The 14,692-nt window shown below is 69.1% G+C and carries 14 protein-coding genes; 6 read left to right on the forward strand and 8 right to left on the reverse strand.

Going from position 1 to position 14,692, the window contains the following annotated elements; genetic code table 11:
- Positions 1–100: 100 nt before the first annotated feature.
- From ABZ906_RS02005 to ABZ906_RS02030, 6 genes are all read left to right on the forward strand, one after another.
- The gene (locus ABZ906_RS02005; protein ID WP_361376247.1) at positions 101–1,279 is read left to right on the forward strand and encodes an FAD-binding oxidoreductase; all 1,179 of its coding nucleotides are present in this window, start codon (positions 101–103) and stop codon (positions 1,277–1,279) included.
- Positions 1,276–1,605: a (2Fe-2S)-binding protein gene (locus ABZ906_RS02010; RefSeq protein ID WP_361376250.1), complete on the forward strand. Its 330-nt coding sequence runs from the start codon at positions 1,276–1,278 to the stop codon at positions 1,603–1,605. Before ABZ906_RS02005 ends, ABZ906_RS02010 begins: the two co-directional genes overlap by 4 nt.
- Positions 1,602–3,071, forward strand: a complete 1,470-nt coding sequence (locus tag ABZ906_RS02015; protein WP_361376253.1) for an FAD-dependent oxidoreductase — start codon at positions 1,602–1,604, stop codon at positions 3,069–3,071. The genes ABZ906_RS02010 and ABZ906_RS02015 overlap by 4 nt, the downstream gene beginning before the upstream one ends.
- 49 nt (positions 3,072–3,120) lie before the next feature.
- On the forward strand, positions 3,121–4,023 hold the full coding sequence (locus ABZ906_RS02020; RefSeq protein ID WP_361376256.1) for a dihydrodipicolinate synthase family protein: 903 nt from the start codon (positions 3,121–3,123) through the stop codon (positions 4,021–4,023).
- Positions 4,024–4,073: 50 nt separating this feature from the next.
- Positions 4,074–5,075 carry a proline racemase family protein gene (locus ABZ906_RS02025; RefSeq protein ID WP_361376259.1) on the forward strand — a complete coding sequence of 334 codons (1,002 nt, stop codon included), beginning with the start codon at positions 4,074–4,076 and terminating at the stop codon, positions 5,073–5,075.
- Positions 5,076–5,150: 75 nt separating this feature from the next.
- The gene (locus ABZ906_RS02030) at positions 5,151–5,858 is read left to right on the forward strand and encodes a GntR family transcriptional regulator (RefSeq protein ID WP_361192923.1); all 708 of its coding nucleotides are present in this window, start codon (positions 5,151–5,153) and stop codon (positions 5,856–5,858) included.
- A gap of 1 nt (position 5,859) precedes the next feature.
- Here the strand turns inward: ABZ906_RS02030 and ABZ906_RS02035 are convergent, their stop codons facing one another.
- The 8 genes from ABZ906_RS02035 to ABZ906_RS02070 all read right to left on the reverse strand — a co-directional run bounded on the left by ABZ906_RS02035 (position 5,860) and on the right by ABZ906_RS02070 (position 14,241).
- A complete protein-coding gene (locus ABZ906_RS02035; protein WP_361376262.1) occupies positions 5,860–6,825 on the reverse strand; it encodes a hypothetical protein in 966 nt (321 codons plus the stop codon).
- Positions 6,822–8,564, reverse strand: a complete 1,743-nt coding sequence (locus ABZ906_RS02040; protein ID WP_361376265.1) for a CotH kinase family protein — start codon at positions 8,562–8,564, stop codon at positions 6,822–6,824. Before ABZ906_RS02040 ends, ABZ906_RS02035 begins: the two co-directional genes overlap by 4 nt.
- Positions 8,565–8,658: 94 nt before the next feature.
- Positions 8,659–9,225: a hypothetical protein gene (locus ABZ906_RS02045; RefSeq protein WP_361192930.1), complete on the reverse strand. Its 567-nt coding sequence runs from the start codon at positions 9,223–9,225 to the stop codon at positions 8,659–8,661.
- A gap of 34 nt (positions 9,226–9,259) precedes the next feature.
- Positions 9,260–9,694, reverse strand: a complete 435-nt coding sequence (locus ABZ906_RS02050; protein WP_361192932.1) for a hypothetical protein — start codon at positions 9,692–9,694, stop codon at positions 9,260–9,262.
- 33 nt (positions 9,695–9,727) lie between these two features.
- Positions 9,728–10,543: a hypothetical protein gene (locus ABZ906_RS02055; protein WP_361192935.1), complete on the reverse strand. Its 816-nt coding sequence runs from the start codon at positions 10,541–10,543 to the stop codon at positions 9,728–9,730.
- Between the two features lie 57 nt (positions 10,544–10,600).
- A complete protein-coding gene (locus ABZ906_RS02060) occupies positions 10,601–11,107 on the reverse strand; it encodes a hypothetical protein (RefSeq protein ID WP_361376268.1) in 507 nt (168 codons plus the stop codon).
- A gap of 20 nt (positions 11,108–11,127) precedes the next feature.
- Positions 11,128–12,504 carry a hypothetical protein gene (locus tag ABZ906_RS02065; protein WP_361376271.1) on the reverse strand — a complete coding sequence of 459 codons (1,377 nt, stop codon included), beginning with the start codon at positions 12,502–12,504 and terminating at the stop codon, positions 11,128–11,130.
- A gap of 210 nt (positions 12,505–12,714) precedes the next feature.
- Positions 12,715–14,241: an aminotransferase class V-fold PLP-dependent enzyme gene (locus ABZ906_RS02070; protein WP_361376274.1), complete on the reverse strand. Its 1,527-nt coding sequence runs from the start codon at positions 14,239–14,241 to the stop codon at positions 12,715–12,717.
- Positions 14,242–14,692: the final 451 nt, after the last annotated feature.

The raw sequence follows: 14,692 nt of genomic DNA on the forward strand, positions 1-14,692 counted from the left end.
TTCCTGCCCCGTTCCGGGGCTTCGCGGCGGAGTGTGTGCCGGCGGTTCTGCCAGCGTAGAGACCCTTGGCCGGTAAGGGAACATGTGACATAGTACTGGCGTGACAAAGCAGCTGACCTGCGATGTTGTAGTGATCGGCGCCGGGATGGTGGGCGCCGCATGCGCCCTGTACGCGGCGCGGGCCGGACTCCGTGTGGTCCTGGTGGACCGCGGTCCGGTGGCGGGCGGCACGACCGGATCCGGCGAGGGCAACCTCCTGGTCTCCGACAAGGAGCCGGGCCCGGAGCTCGAACTAGCCCTGCTCTCTGGCCGCTTGTGGTCCGACCTTGCCGCGGAACCGGGGGTGGGCGCGAGCATCGAGTTCGAGGCCAAGGGCGGCGTGGTCGTGGCATCCTCCGGCGAAGGGCTCGCGGCGCTGGGGGAGTTCGCCGCGGGGCAGCGTGCGGCCGGGGTCGACGCGCGGGCCGTCGCGCACGCCGACCTGTTCGAGCTTGAGCCGCAGCTCGCTCCCGACGTGGCGGGCGGCGTCTTCTATCCGCAGGACCGCCAGGTGATGCCGACGCTGGCAGCGGCCCAACTGGTGCGTATGGCCAGAGACTTGGGGGCCGAGCTGCGTACGGGGAGAACCGTCACCGCCGTGCTGCGGACGCCGGGCGGTGCGGTGCGCGGGGTCCGTACCGACCGGGGCGATATCCATGCCCCGTACGTCGTGAACGCGGCGGGCACCTGGGGCGGTGATCTCGCCGCCCTCGCGGGAGTGCGACTGCCCGTACTGCCCAGGCGCGGCTTCGTCCTCGTCACCGAGCCGCTGCCGCGGATGGTCCGGCACAAGGTGTACGCCGCCGACTACGTGGCCGACGTGGCGAGCAGGTCCGCCGCGCTCCAGACGTCGCCGGTGGTCGAGGGCACGGCCGCGGGGCCGATCCTGATCGGGGCCAGCCGTGAACGGGTCGGCTTCGACCGCTCCTTCTCCCTGCCGGTCATGCGGGCCCTCGCGGCGGGGGCGACACGGCTCTTCCCGTTTCTGGCGGACGTCCGCGCGATGCGCGCCTACGTGGGCTTCCGCCCCTACATGCCGGACCACCTGCCCGCCATCGGCCCCGACCCCCGGGCGCCGGGGCTCTTCCATGCCTGCGGCCATGAGGGTGCGGGGATCGGACTCGCCGCGGGGACAGGGCACTTGATCGCACAAGTCATGTCCGGGGCGGCTCCGGACATGGACCTCGCCCCGTTCCGCCCCGACCGTTTCGCGGACAGCCCCACCGAGGAGGCGTCATGAGCAAGCGCACCCCCCTGCACCTGACCCGCGCCCGCCCCGGCCCCGCGCACACCGTCACGTTCGACGGCCGCGAGATCCCGGCCCTGCCGGGACAGACGGTGGCCGCCGCGCTCTGGTCGGCGGGCGTCAACTCCTGGCGCACCACGCGGCGACAGGGAGAGCCGCGGGGCGTCTTCTGCGGCATCGGCGTCTGCTTCGACTGCCTCGTGGAGGTCAACGGCCGCCCCAACCAACGGGCTTGCCTGACACCGGCGGCACCCGGCGACGAGATCCGGACGCAGGACGGCGACGGGCACGGCGCGGACAGGGCGGGGGAGCAGCGGTGAGCCCCGCGCGCACGCTCGCCGTGGTCGGCGCGGGCCCCGCGGGCCTCGCCGCGGCACTCGCCGCGGCCCTGCGCGGTGTACGGGTGGTGCTGCTCGACTCGGCAGGACAGGCGGGCGGCCAGTTCTACCGGCAGCCGGGCGAAGCGCTCGGCGCGCGGCACCCGAAGGCGCTGCATCACCAGTGGCGGACGTGGGAGCGACTGCGGGACGGCCTCGCGGAGCAGGTATCGGCGGGCCGCGTAAGGCACTTGACGGAGCATCACGTCTGGTTCGTGGAGCGCGTCGGGCAGGGGCAGGCCGGGAAGGCGGCCTCGACGGAGCCCTCCGTCTTGGCTCGGCCCGCCGGCGGTCACGGCTTCACCGTGCACGCGCTGCTCGGGCCCCGGCAGGAGGACTCCGTCGCCGTGTCCGCCGACGCCGTGGTCCTCGCCACCGGGGGGTACGAGAAGGTCCTGCCGTTCCCCGGCTGGACCCTGCCCGGCGTCCTCACCGCCGGTGGTGCGCAGGCCATGCTCAAGGGAGGGCTCGTGCTGCCCGGCCGCACCGCCGTCGTGGCCGGGACGGGACCGCTGCTCATGCCCGTCGGCGCCGGGCTCGCGGCCGCCGGCGCCGAGGTGGCCGCCCTGGTCGAAGCCGCAGGACCCGGGGCCTTCGCGAGGCGTGCGTCCAGCCTCGCCGCCCACCCGGACAAGCTCGCCGAAGGAGCCGGGTACCTGACCCAACTACTGCGCCACCGAGTCCCGTTGATGGCGCGGCACACCGTCGTCGAGGCCCACGGCAAGGACTCCGTGGAGGCCGTGACCATCGCCGCGCTCGACGCGGCGGGGCGTGTCAGGCCCGGTACCGAGCGGCGCATCCCCTGCGACACCCTCGCCGTCGGTCACGGAATGCTGCCGCACACCGACCTCGCCGAAGGGCTCGGCTGCCGCATCGAGGGAACGGACGTCGCCGTCGACGCCGAGCAGCGCACCGACGTCCCCGGCGTCTGGGCCGCAGGCGAGGCCACCGGCATCGGCGGCGCCGCCCTCTCGCTCGCCGAGGGACACATCGCCGGACGCTCGGCGGCGGCGAGGCTCCGGGGCAGCACACCCGACCCGCGCACATGGGAACGCGCCGCCAAGTCCCGTACGAGAGCACGCAAGTTCGCCGCAGCGCTCGCCGCCCTGTACGTGCCGCCCGCGCACTGGGCCGAGCAGCTCCGTGACGACACCCTCGTCTGCCGCTGCGAAGAGGTCCCCGCGTCGGCGGTCCGCGAGGCCGTCGAAGAGCTCGGGGCCACCGACGCGCGGTCCGTGAAACTCCTGACCCGGGCCGGCATGGGCTGGTGCCAGGGCCGGATGTGCTCGGCGGCCGTCGCCGGGCTCGCGGGCTGCGAGGAGCGGTCAGCGCGGCGGCCGTTCGCCCGGCCGGTACCGCTCGGGGAGCTCGCACGGACCCCCGACGACGACGAACAGACCTCCTCCTAGTCCGTCCCAGCCCCTCCCAGCCCCGCACCGCAACGAAGGGACCACGCCCATGAACACGCCCGCAGAGCGCCCCCGCCCCTGGCACGGCGTCCTCGTCGCCACCGCGCTCCCGCTGAACGACGACCTCTCCGTCGACTACGGCCGGTTCGCCGAGCACTGCGCCTGGCTCGTCGAGAACGGCTGCGACGGCGTCGTACCCAACGGATCGCTCGGCGAGTACCAGGTGCTCACCCCCGAGGAGCGCGCCAAGGTCGTGGAGAGCGCCGTCGCGGCGGTCGGCGGTCAGCGGGTGATGCCCGGCGTCGCCGCCTACGGCTCCGCCGAGGCCCGCCGCTGGGCCGAGCAGGCCAAGGACGCGGGCTGCGCGTCGGTGATGCTGCTGCCTCCCAACGCCTACCGCGCCGACGAACGCTCCGTCCTCGCCCACTACGCGGAGGTCGCCGAGGCGGGCCTCCCGGTCGTGGCGTACAACAACCCCATCGACACCAAGGTCGACCTGGTGCCGGAACTCCTCGCGAAGCTGCACTCCGAGGGACACATCCACGCCGTCAAGGAATTCTCCGGAGACGTCCGCCGCGCCTACCGCATCGCCGAACTGGCCTCGGAACTGGACCTGTTGATCGGCGCCGACGACGTCCTGCTCGAACTCGCCGTCGCGGGCGCCAAGGGCTGGGTCGCCGGCTACCCCAACATGCTCCCCGCCGCGTGCGTCGAGCTCTACCACGCCGCCGTCGCCGGAGACCTCGGCACGGCGGGCAAGCTCTACCGGCAACTGCACCCGCTGCTGCGCTGGGACTCCAAGCCCGAGTTCGTCCAGGCCATCAAGCTGTCCATGGACATCGCAGGACGCCACGGCGGCCCGTGCCGTCCGCCGCGGGTGCCGCTGCTGCCCGAGCAGGAGAAGGCGGTGCGCACCGCCACCGAACGTGCGATCGCCGCCGGTCTCGCCTGAAGCCCGGGTCGCGCGACCAACGCCCCGCCGTCGTACGAAAGGCACCGCACATGCGCAGCAAACTCGTCCTGCACGCGGTCGACTCGCACACCGAAGGCATGCCGACGCGGGTGATCACCGGCGGCATCGGCACCGTCCCCGGCGCGACGATGAACGAGCGCAGGCTCCACTTCCGCGAGCACCGTGACGACATCAAGCAGCTCCTGATGAACGAACCGCGCGGCCATGCGGCGATGAGCGGTGCGATCCTCCAGCCGCCCACCAGGGCCGACTGCGACTACGGCGTGATCTACATCGAGGTCTCGGGCTATCTGCCGATGTGCGGGCACGGCACCATCGGCGTCGCCACCGTCCTCGTCGAGACCGGCATGGTCGAGGTCGTCGAGCCGGTCACCACGATCCGCCTGGACACCCCGGCGGGCCTCGTCGTCGCCGAGGTCGCCGTCGAGAACGGCGCCGCGAAGGCCGTCACCCTCCAGAACGTGCCGTCCTTCTCCGTCGCCCTCGACCGCAAGATCACCCTGCCCGGCGGGCGCACGGTGACGTACGACCTGGCCTACGGCGGCAACTTCTACGCGATCCTGCCCCTGGAGCAGTTCGGCCTCCCCTTCGAGCGCGACCGCAAGGACGACATCCTCGCCGCGGGCCTCTCGCTGATGGAGGCGATCAACGCCGAGGGCGAGCCCGTGCATCCGCAGGACCCGTCCATCCACGGCTGCCACCACGTCCACCTCTACGCCCCCGGCGCCACGGCCCGCCGCTCCCGGCACGCGATGGCCATCCACCCCGGCTGGTTCGACCGCTCGCCGTGCGGGACGGGAACGAGCGCGCGCATGGCGCAGCTGCACGCGCGCGGCGAACTGCCCCTGGACACCGAGTTCGTCAACGAGTCCTTCATCGGTACGAAGTTCAGCGGACGCCTCCTCGGCACCACCGACGTCGCGGGCACCCCCGCCGTGCTGCCCAGCTTCACCGGGCGCGCCTGGGTGACCGGCACCGCGCAGTACCTCCTGGACCCGGACGACCCGTTCCCCGCGGGCTTCGTGCTGTAGTGCGGGCGGGGCCGCGGAGCCCGCGGGCCCGGGATACTCGTGGCACGTGACATTGCACCTAGGAGGACCGACCCCATGGCCGCCCAGCGCAACCGCGCTCCGTCCGCCGCCCCGTCAGCCCTGCCGAGCCTGGGCGGGACCCGCAGCAGCTACCGCGAACGGGTCGCGGACGCGCTGCGGGCCGCCCTCATCGCGGGCGAGCTGCGCGCGGGCGAGGTCTACTCCGCGCCCACCCTCGCGGTGCGCTTCGGCGTCTCCGCCACTCCCGTGCGCGAGGCCATGCTCGACCTCGCCAAGGAAGGGCTCGTCGACACGGTGCCGAACAAGGGCTTCCGGGTCACCGCGGTCTCCGAGAAGCAACTCGACGAGTACAAGCACATCCGCGCCCTGATCGAGATCCCCACCACGGCGGAGCTCGCCACATCGGCGGACCCCGCCGCGCTCGAAGCCCTGCGCCCCGCCGCACAGGCGATCGTGACCGCGGCGGCGGACGGCGACCTCATCGCGTACGTCGAGGCCGACATCCGCTTCCACCTCGGTCTGCTCGCGCTCGGCGGCAACGACCACCTGGTCGAGGTGGTCGGCGACCTGCGCAAGCGCTCCCGCCTGTACGGACTGCAGGCACTGGTCGACGCCGGCCGTCTGGAGGCGTCGGCCGAGGAGCACCTGGAGATCCTCGACGCGCTGCTCGCCCGCGACGAGGACGCCGTGCGCGCGGTGATGACCCGTCACCTCGGCCATGTGCGCGGCCTGTGGGCGGCCGACCGGCGCGACGCCGACTAGCTCAGTGGTTGTTGCCCGGGATCAGGAACAGATGGATCGACTGGTCCTTCCCCTTGAACCGCGCGTTCCCCGCGCCCTTCTTCGCCCGGTCGGACACGATCACCACGTGGTCGGACGAGACCCAGGACACGCCCTCGGGGTTGCCGTAGACCTTGCGGCCCTTGCTGTCCGTGGGCAGGCGGTGCACCGTGCCCTCGTCGACGATCCACTTCTTGGTGTCGATGCGGCCCACCCACAGCGCCGACGACGCCTGCGACAGGACGGCGATGTGTCCCCCGCGCACGGACACACTCGCGTAATCCTCGAAGGGCAGTGACTCGGGCAGCCGGATCGTGGCCGTGTTGATCCAGCGCTTGCCGCCCTGCCGGAAGACCTGGATGCGGCCGCCGCCCGGCGTCCTGCCCTTCTTGCCGCCCGCGCACCGGTTCCCCTCGCACAGGGCGAGGAGATATCCCGTGCCGGAGCGCTCGACCCACTCCAGGCCCTCCATGCCCTTGTTGGCGTCCGCCAGGTCGAAGTCGAGGTGCGTGGGGGACCCGACCGGGCGCAGCTTCGTGTCGTACTCCTGGACGCTCGCGCGATAGCCCTTGGGCTTGACCCGCTCGGCCTCGCTCAGCGTGTAGAAGTGGTCGTGCCGCTCGTCGTGGGCGATGTCCTCGTACCCCTGGTTCGCCGCCGAACCGCGCTTCTTGGCGGCCTTCTTGGCCCTGTTGGCGTTGAGGACGCCGTTCTCCGGCGCCTTGGGCGACAGCTCGCTGCTGACCCGGATGAGGGAGGGCAGGTTGTCGCAGACGATCAGGAAGGCGCCGTCCCGGTAGAGGACACCGCTCGCCTCCAGGCGGGTGCCCGCGCCGTCGCCGATCAGGTCCTTGATCTTCGACTCCTTGACCAGGCGCAGCTCGCGCGCCTTCTCGGCCTTGGGGTCGCTCTTCGCCTTGGCCTTCGCCTGCTTCTTGGTCGCGGTCATGAGGGCAGTACCTCCATCGCGCCGGGGAACGTCGCCCCGCTGGCTCCGTTGGGATAGGTCTTGCGCAGCTCGGCGAGCTGCTGACGTGCGTGGTCGTAGCGCATGCGCGTGTAGTGGAAGATCCCGTACGTGAACTGCGAGCCCCGGCTCAGCTCCCACTGGCGGTACGCGGCGCGGTACACCTCGTCGTTGGTGAACTGCCGCCCGGTGAAGGGCTGTCCGTGCGGGCTCGTGGACTCCCCGTACGCCGCGGACGAGATGAGCTGCCACAGGCCGTCGGTCCGCCCGGAGCCCTCCGCGCCGAGCAGTGCGGCGACCCGCTCGGGCCCGAACTCGGCGTCCAGGAGGTATTCGAGGTGATCGAGGTAGTACTGGCAGAAGTCGTGGTGCCGCAGCAGGTTCGTGAACAGCGGCAGGCGCGACACCTCGTGCGGCGCGTGCGTGATCCGGCAGTAGTTGCGGCTCATCGCGGGCCAGTCGAGCAGGTCCGTGTACTGCCACTGGGTCGAGAAGAAGTCGATGCCCGAGCTGTTGTCGTAGTCCCAGGGGATGAACGTGAAGTACGGGCGGGCCATGAAGCCCGAAGGGTCGCCCAGCCGGCCGGAGTTGTAGAGGTAGTAGTTCGACGGCGTGGCGAAGTAGTTGTCCCAGCTGCCCAGGAGGACATTGGCGCCCGCCCAGCGCAGGAACGCGGGCACGTTCAGGATCTGCTCGACCGAATCGCGGAACGCGTCGGACGTGAACTTGGCTTCACCGCCGGGGAGTTGCGTCCCATTGATGGTGCGGACGAGAGCCGCGAGGTCGTCGTACGTGGCGGCGGCCGGCGCGTCCTCGTTCGTCTTCAGCCGGTACGTGCGGTCGTCCTGCGGGCTGCCCGCGGTGAAGTACTGCCGTCCTGCGTCGGCGCCGTCCTTGCCGGGCCGGTGCTCCAGGGTCGCGCAGCCGACGTCGCCGCAGTACGCCTTGTAGAGGTTGCCCTCCGCGTTCTTGCCGAAGTGGTCCTTGAGGAACTTCTTGTCGACCTGCTCGATGACCGAGAAGAGCCCCATGTACCGGTCGTTGATCGAGAACGTCGCGTACGTGTGCTGCGCCGCCGGGATGCCCGCGCGCTCCAGGAGCCGCCAGGCGACGGCCTCGCGCATCTGCGAGGGGTCGTTGTACATCGCCTTGAGGTTGACCCGCTCCATGCCGTAGAGCCGGTCCTCGCTCTCGCCGACCTCGAAGTCGATCTTCCAGGAGCGCTTGGGCGCATGCGCCGTCAGATTGCCGCTGTTGACCATCGAGAACGACGGAGTCGCCAGCAGCAGGGAGTCCGGGGTGCTGCTCCTGGCCAGGGTCAGGCGCGCGCCCTGCGGCGCCTGGATCACCTCGTCGGCCGTCAGGACACCGGGGGGCCAGCCGGTGACCTTGACCTGATACATGTCCTGAGCGAAGAACTCCGCTTTGTTCTCCGCCGAGTTGAGCAGGTCGTCCACGATCTTGCCGATCACGGTGAGCTGCCCGTCCGCGTCGAGAAGTACCAGGCTGCCGTCCCCGGAGAGGTCCCCCTGCTCGGCGAGCAGCAGGTCGTACAACGCGCTGAACTCGGCTTTCGTCCGCAGCGCGGCATCGGCCGGACCCGCCGTCGCGTTGGCCCGCTCGGCGAGCCGCCGACCCGTGCCCGACGGCAGCCCGGAGAGAGCGATGACCTGGTTCTTGAACGCGTCCCGGAACGTGCCCTTGCCGATGGTCCTGTCCACGACGGCCTCCCTGGGCCCTGGGGTGAACTTTCCTCTCTACGCCCGACACGACATGACCGCCAGGCCGATATCCGGCCCGGCGGTCACGCGGTCCTCAGACCCCGAGAATCCGGATCGACGGGTGAATCGCCGTGTTCAGATAGAGCTTCTCCTTCTTGCGGTCCTGCTCGAGCTCCATCACGATCCGGTACCTGTGCACGCCCGGCTTGGCAGTGCTCAGGACCGTGCCGGCCCAGTAGTAGTAGACCGGCGTGAACTTGTCGCGCATGCGGTCCGGCATGCCGTAGATCTTCAGCTCGGTGAAGATCTTCCGCTCGGCCACGTCCTCCTCGTCACCCAGTTCGGTGTCGAGGAAGGTGAGGTTGTTGATCTTCGGCATGGGGGGCCAGGTGCCGTCCGGGCGCTTCTCCATGTCGAGCGGGCGCACGATCCAGTTCAGGACCTGGCCCTGCTTGCAGACCGTTTCGAGGGACGACGTGCCCTGCCCCTTGCCGCCGATGCTGTTGTCCATCATGTACATCGAATCGCTCAGGGAGCCCGTCTCCACCGCGCGCTCCATGTTGATGAGCGTCACGATGTTCAGCTGGACCGAGTTCAGCTGTCCGGGGTTCTGCTTCTGCTGCTCGCTGCCGGTCGACTTCTCCTGCACGCTGCTGGTCAACGCTCCTCCTTCGCGTACGCCGTCATGCCAGGCCCTAGCCGACGAGGGACGACGACAGAGTGGTGGCGATCGGTTCGTCCCTCGTGCCGAGCTTGAACTTGATCTGGTAGGTGACGTTCGCGACGTCCTTCTTGACCGTGCCGATCCAGTAGGCGACGTCGGTGCCGGGGTAGACCTTGCGCTCCGGCACACAGATCGAGCTGTCGATCTCGATGCCCTCGATGGCGACGTACGCCTCACACTCGAGAGCGAGGGCGTTCCAGAGAAGCTGGTCGCCCTTCTTCGCACGCGTCTGCAGTTCCTCGGTGCCGAAGCCGGTCGATCCCGCGGACTTGTTGGTGTCGTACATGTACAGGTGACCCTGCATGTTTCCTGCTGCCAGGGCACCCACACAGTCCACAACGGCGGTGATGGAGATGGGCCGCTTCGCGGCGCCGGTCTCCCGCCGCCTGGGCGTGGTGGTGGTCATCTGCTCCTCCTTCTGGCTGAAGTCCGTGCGGGATCAGGGGGTGCCCGGGCGCGTCCCCGCACCCGGCGGAATGGGCAGCATGCCCATGCCCGCCTTGGTGAAGGCGTTCCGCCGGGGCTCCGAGGTGATCTTGAGGACCGAGGGGCAGGTCAGGTTGACCGCCTCCCACCGCAGCTCGCCGTTGAGCCCCACCAGCTTGTGCAGCTGGATGCGCATCACGTACGAGTAGGTGCCGGGCCGTGAGGTGTCGACCGTCGCGGACCAGTACCAGCCGTCGGTGACCAGGTCGGGGGAGCCGTACTCCGCCGGATACATGATCTTCGAGTCGACGGCCTCGCCGTAGATGTCGGTGATCACGGGGGCGGGGTAGGTGTACGCCGCCGTGTTGTCCTCGGTGACCACCTTGCCGGTGACGTCCAGGATCTTCTGCCCCGACAGCCTGCCGCGGGTGCGCCGCGTGGTCTTGACGCGGGCGCCGACGGTCTTGCGGACATGGGCCAGCTGCTCGGCCTGGTCGGTGCCCGCGACCGACGACTTGGTGGCCAGGTCCTGCAACTCGGCCAGGGCCTGCTCGTCGCTCTGCCGCGCCCGGTCGGCCTCATAGCCGCGGGGCACGGTCGGCGGGATGGAACCCAGGCTGTACGGAAGCCAGTTGAGCACCTGCTCGCTGGCCTGCGAACCGTCCCGCCAGTAGGAGCCGTTGATCGCGGTCACGAGCTCGCCGGTTCCCTGGTTCGTGGAGCCCTGCAGCTTCATGTTGTCGAACAGATAGGTGTTGCCTTCGAGTGACTCGGACTCCAGCGCATTGCCGACGTCCACGAGCACGATGATCGCCAATTGTTGGGGCATGTTTCCGCCTTCGTCGCCGCTACTTGATTCCCGGCCCTTGTCGTCGCGCTCCGGCCGTCAGTGCTGCCGGCACATCAACGCGGGGGTGTCGACGTGCATGACGCTGTTCGCGCCCTCGTACATCTGGAGTTCCAGGCGGTACTGGTAGGCGACGCCGGGCTGCAGCCAGTTGGGGACCACGCCCGTCCACACGTCGAGGTCGAGCTTGTCGCCCTCGGAGTGCTCGCCCGCAGCGTGGCCGTTGGACTGGCTCTGTGCCTGCCCCTGTGCGTGGGGCTGGTCGTGGCCCTGGCCCTGGCCCTGCTGCCGGCCTCGGGCGTGGCTGTCGTCCGCCGGCACGAACGAGATGTTCTTGATCTCGACCGGGGTCTGCAGGTCCACGGCCAGGGCGGTCCACGAGACGACCTGACCGGGCTGGACCACGGTGCACAGGTCCGGCGTGCCCTGATGGGCGCTGTTGTGCTCGCCGTCGTCCATCATGCAGAGATTGCCATTGAGCAGGGTGCTGCCCGAGAGCGCTCCGATGACGTCGACGACCGCGATGATGTTGACTTGCGGCTTCATCCTCACTCCTCCTGTAGGCGCTAACCCCGGTCCCGCACGAGCGGGACCTTGCCGACGGCCGTCCGCTCGATCTCGGCCGAGAGGCGGGGCACGAACTTGAGCTGGAAGCTGTAACCGGTCTTCTCGATCGACGCGGGGTTCGCCTCCCCGTGGTTGAACAGCGAGAGAGAGCGCGGCAGGGCGTTCACGAACAGCTGCTGCACGCCGTAGGGACCCAGGGTCGTGTCCGTCCGGTACGAGATGCCGAGCACGTCGTCGACCGAGGCGAACAGCGTGATCGTCTTGCCCTCGCGGTGGTTGACGAACTGCACCTCGTGCGCCACCGCGTCCAGGTCCACCGCCTCGGCGGCCTTCAGCTCGTCGCGCACGGCGTCGTAGGCACGGGCGGCGGAGTACTGGCTGTCGTTGATGTGCAGCACATCGCCCGTGCGGCCCGCGAACTCGAACTGCTGGGTCTTGAGACCCGGGCCCTCGGTCCGCGGCCGCCGGATCATGCGGTCGCCGAGCTTGAGCCGGAGCAGCGGCGCCTCATGGGCGTGCAGGCGGGTGACGACCAGTTCACCCTCCTGGCCCTCGGGGACCCAGCGCCCGTTCTCGTCGACGATCTCGATGAAGTGCAGCCCCGGCACCGCGGACAGATGGGGCGACGCGGGATCCAGCTGAAGGCCGATGGTCTCCGCCTGGGTGGCGGCGAAGTAACTGAGGATCGACAGGTTCGGGTAGAGCGCCTGCAACTCCACCCGCTTGCGCTGCGAGAGCACCCCGCTGCCGTACAGGGCGACGCGGAAGCTCTCCCTGGACTCCTTGCGCATGCCCACACCGAGCTCGCTCAGAATCCCGATGCCCGCGGAGATCCCCATCAGGGCCTTGGGGCCCTTGTAGGAGAACATGTGCTCGAGGACCGGGGCCGTGACGGGACCCGCGCCGACATAGTTCACGCCGGGCACATGCTGGAGGACACCGCCCACCATCGTGCCGCTGCTCCACATCTGGTAGTCGGCCAGTGTGGTGAACAGCCACTTGGGGTCGGTGCCCACGAGGTATCCGGCGAGCTGATAGGTCCCCATGAAGCGGCCGGCGATCTCGTACGTGTCCTTCAACTCCCGCAGGGAGTAAACGACTTCGAGCGGACGTCCGCCACTGGTGCCGCCGCTGGCCACGATCTCGAACTCCCCGCGGGTCAGGGGCACCACGAGGCCGGGGCGTGACTCCATGAAGAAGTCGCGCTGGATGTCCTTGTCGGAGAGCGGGATCTGCTGCCATGCGTCGTACGTCTCGGGGGCGCGCACGGTCCCCGCGTTGCGCAGCCGGTCGCGCCACAGCGGATTGAGCATCACCGTGTTCACCATCTGCTGCAGACGACGCAGTACGACGGCTTCCTGAACCTCGTGCGGCACCTCGCTGTACGGTGCCTGGCAGACCCGTTCGCATTCACGTAACTTGCTCGCGAACGAGGGCAGGGCCGTTACGGCTTCAATTGATTCCGGCAACAACTCCCAGTCGGGGATGAGCCAGTTGGCCAGTTCACGGGCGCCGCCGGGCGATGACGTGATCGGCGGAACGTGTGTGGCCTGTGGAACATGCGAAGTACTCAACATCCGTCCCCTCTAAGCTGTTTCTGCTCCCGCTTCTTCGCTGAGCAGTTCCTGGCCTGTCCTTCTGATTTCGGAGATCAGCATCCGGAAGTGCTCGGCGGTGATCTGGTGGTTCATCATGACCACGCGCAGTGCGGCCACTCCGTCGACGTTCACTTTGGAGATGAAGAAGTTTCCCCGGAGCTTCACGCTGTTGCGTATGGCGATCTGGAGACGGTGTACTTCTTCTTTCCTGATCCCGGCCGGGTGATATCGGAAGCACAGAATGTTCGCTTCCGGGCGGTGCACGGCCTCGAAGTCGGGCTCGACCCTGACGATGGCGTGGGCCTCCTCCGTCAATTGGCAGAGATATTCGATCTTCTCCGCGAACAAGGCGGGCCCGTACATGGCCCAGAGCGACCACAGGGTCATGATCATCGGCCGTTTCGTGCACTCGAAGTTCTTGCCGCCGCTGTCGTACGCGGTGTATATGTCCGGCTCTTCGTCGAACACATAACTGGCCTTCTGCCGGAACGCGGTGCGGCTGGCTTCCTTGTCCCGGTAGAAGAGCATCGTGCAGGGCGCGGGCACGAACATCATTTTGTGCGCGTCCCAGGTCAGGGAATCCGCCTTGTCGATTCCCCGCAGTTTCTCGCGAAGGGTGTCCGACACCAGGAGGCTCGCTCCGTGGGCGCCGTCGACGTGCAGCCACAGATCCCTCTCGCGGGCGAGTTCCGCGAGTTCGTCGATGGGGTCGAAGGCGCCCACCGACGTGCTGCCGGCCGACGCGACGAGGCAGAACACCTTCAGGTTCTGCCGCTCGGCCGCCTCCAGGGCGGGCCGTGCGTCCGCCGTGGAGATCTGCCCCCGGCTGTTCAGCGGCAACCGGACGAGCTGGGCCTCGCCGATGCCCATCACGCCGGCCGCCCGCGCGACGCTGTAGTGCACGTCCGCGCCCACCGCGATGGCGGGGCGCGGCTGGCCCCGCAGGGCGGACCCGCCCTCCGACCAGTAGCCGGGCAGCTTCTGGTTGCGTGCCGCGAGCAGCGCGGTGAGGTTGGCCAGGGAACCGCCCGAGGTGGTCACCATGGTGAACCGGGCCGGATCCCAGCCGATGAACTTGTTGAGCTCATCGGCCATGATCCGTTCCACGGCGTTGGGCAGCTGGGCCGCCTCGTAGAACGAGGCCGGCTGGTTGACCACCGAGCTGACGAAGTCGATGACGCCGGCGAGCGGCACGACGCCGGAGAACTGCCGGCCCATGTATCCGGGCGAGTGCACCTGGATACCGGTCCTTACGTACAGGTCGATGATCCCTGCCAGCTTCTCCTCGTCGAACGCCGCCACCTTTTCCCGTTCCGTCGTCATCAGGGCTTTCGCGGCCCGTGACAATTCCGCGGGATCGGTCAGTTCGAGACCCCTGATGGAGAGATCCGAAAGGTGCTTCTCCAGCTTCGCAAGGGCGGTTTCGGAAGTTTCCCGGAACAGCTGGGGGTCGAACGCTTCTAACAGCAGCCCACTCCCCGCGGAAGCGGGGTCGTGAGGTCGAGATTCCGTCACGGGGGTCTCCTTCGTGAAGTCCCTGTGTTGCCCGACGTTTATGTGTGGGCGGGCACAACCTGCGCAGAGTCCTGATTGTTCGAGCACGCCGATGGGCAGAAGGACTTCATTGCCGAGGGCGCGTCCGGCTGGTCGGTCCGGACAGCGCCGTGTGCTCCGGCGGCAGAGGTTCGGTCGTTGCCGCGCGGAGCTCCCTCGAAAGAAAAGCCGCCGTCGCTACGGGCTTGCGTGCACCCCCCGGTATTCACGCAGCGCCGCCACGATCGGCGAATCCCCCCCTCGTGCCCCTCGTGATTCCCCCCACCTGGAGAACCGTAGAGCCAAATGTTTCGGGGAGGTGACCCTTCCCGTGGTATGTCCAAAAATAGCGACGTGCAGCTGATGGGCCGTCAACTGTGATTGGCCACAACTGTTTTCACACGCATCTCATCTGCCGACCGGTGTCCGCCCT

The organism is Streptomyces sp. NPDC046925 (assembly GCF_040644915.1).
Lineage (GTDB): Bacteria > Actinomycetota > Actinomycetes > Streptomycetales > Streptomycetaceae > Streptomyces.

Coding starts and splice junctions, on each gene's coding strand:
- ABZ906_RS02010 (WP_361376250.1), top strand. CDS start 1,276: ATGAGCAAGCGCACCCCCCTGCACCTGACCCGCGCCCGCCCCGGCCCC.
- ABZ906_RS02020 (WP_361376256.1), top strand. CDS start 3,121: ATGAACACGCCCGCAGAGCGCCCCCGCCCCTGGCACGGCGTCCTCGTC.
- ABZ906_RS02025 (WP_361376259.1), top strand. CDS start 4,074: ATGCGCAGCAAACTCGTCCTGCACGCGGTCGACTCGCACACCGAAGGC.
- ABZ906_RS02030 (WP_361192923.1), top strand. CDS start 5,151: ATGGCCGCCCAGCGCAACCGCGCTCCGTCCGCCGCCCCGTCAGCCCTG.
- ABZ906_RS02035 (WP_361376262.1), bottom strand. CDS start 6,825: ATGACCGCGACCAAGAAGCAGGCGAAGGCCAAGGCGAAGAGCGACCCC.
- ABZ906_RS02050 (WP_361192932.1), bottom strand. CDS start 9,694: ATGACCACCACCACGCCCAGGCGGCGGGAGACCGGCGCCGCGAAGCGG.
- ABZ906_RS02055 (WP_361192935.1), bottom strand. CDS start 10,543: ATGCCCCAACAATTGGCGATCATCGTGCTCGTGGACGTCGGCAATGCG.
- ABZ906_RS02060 (WP_361376268.1), bottom strand. CDS start 11,107: ATGAAGCCGCAAGTCAACATCATCGCGGTCGTCGACGTCATCGGAGCG.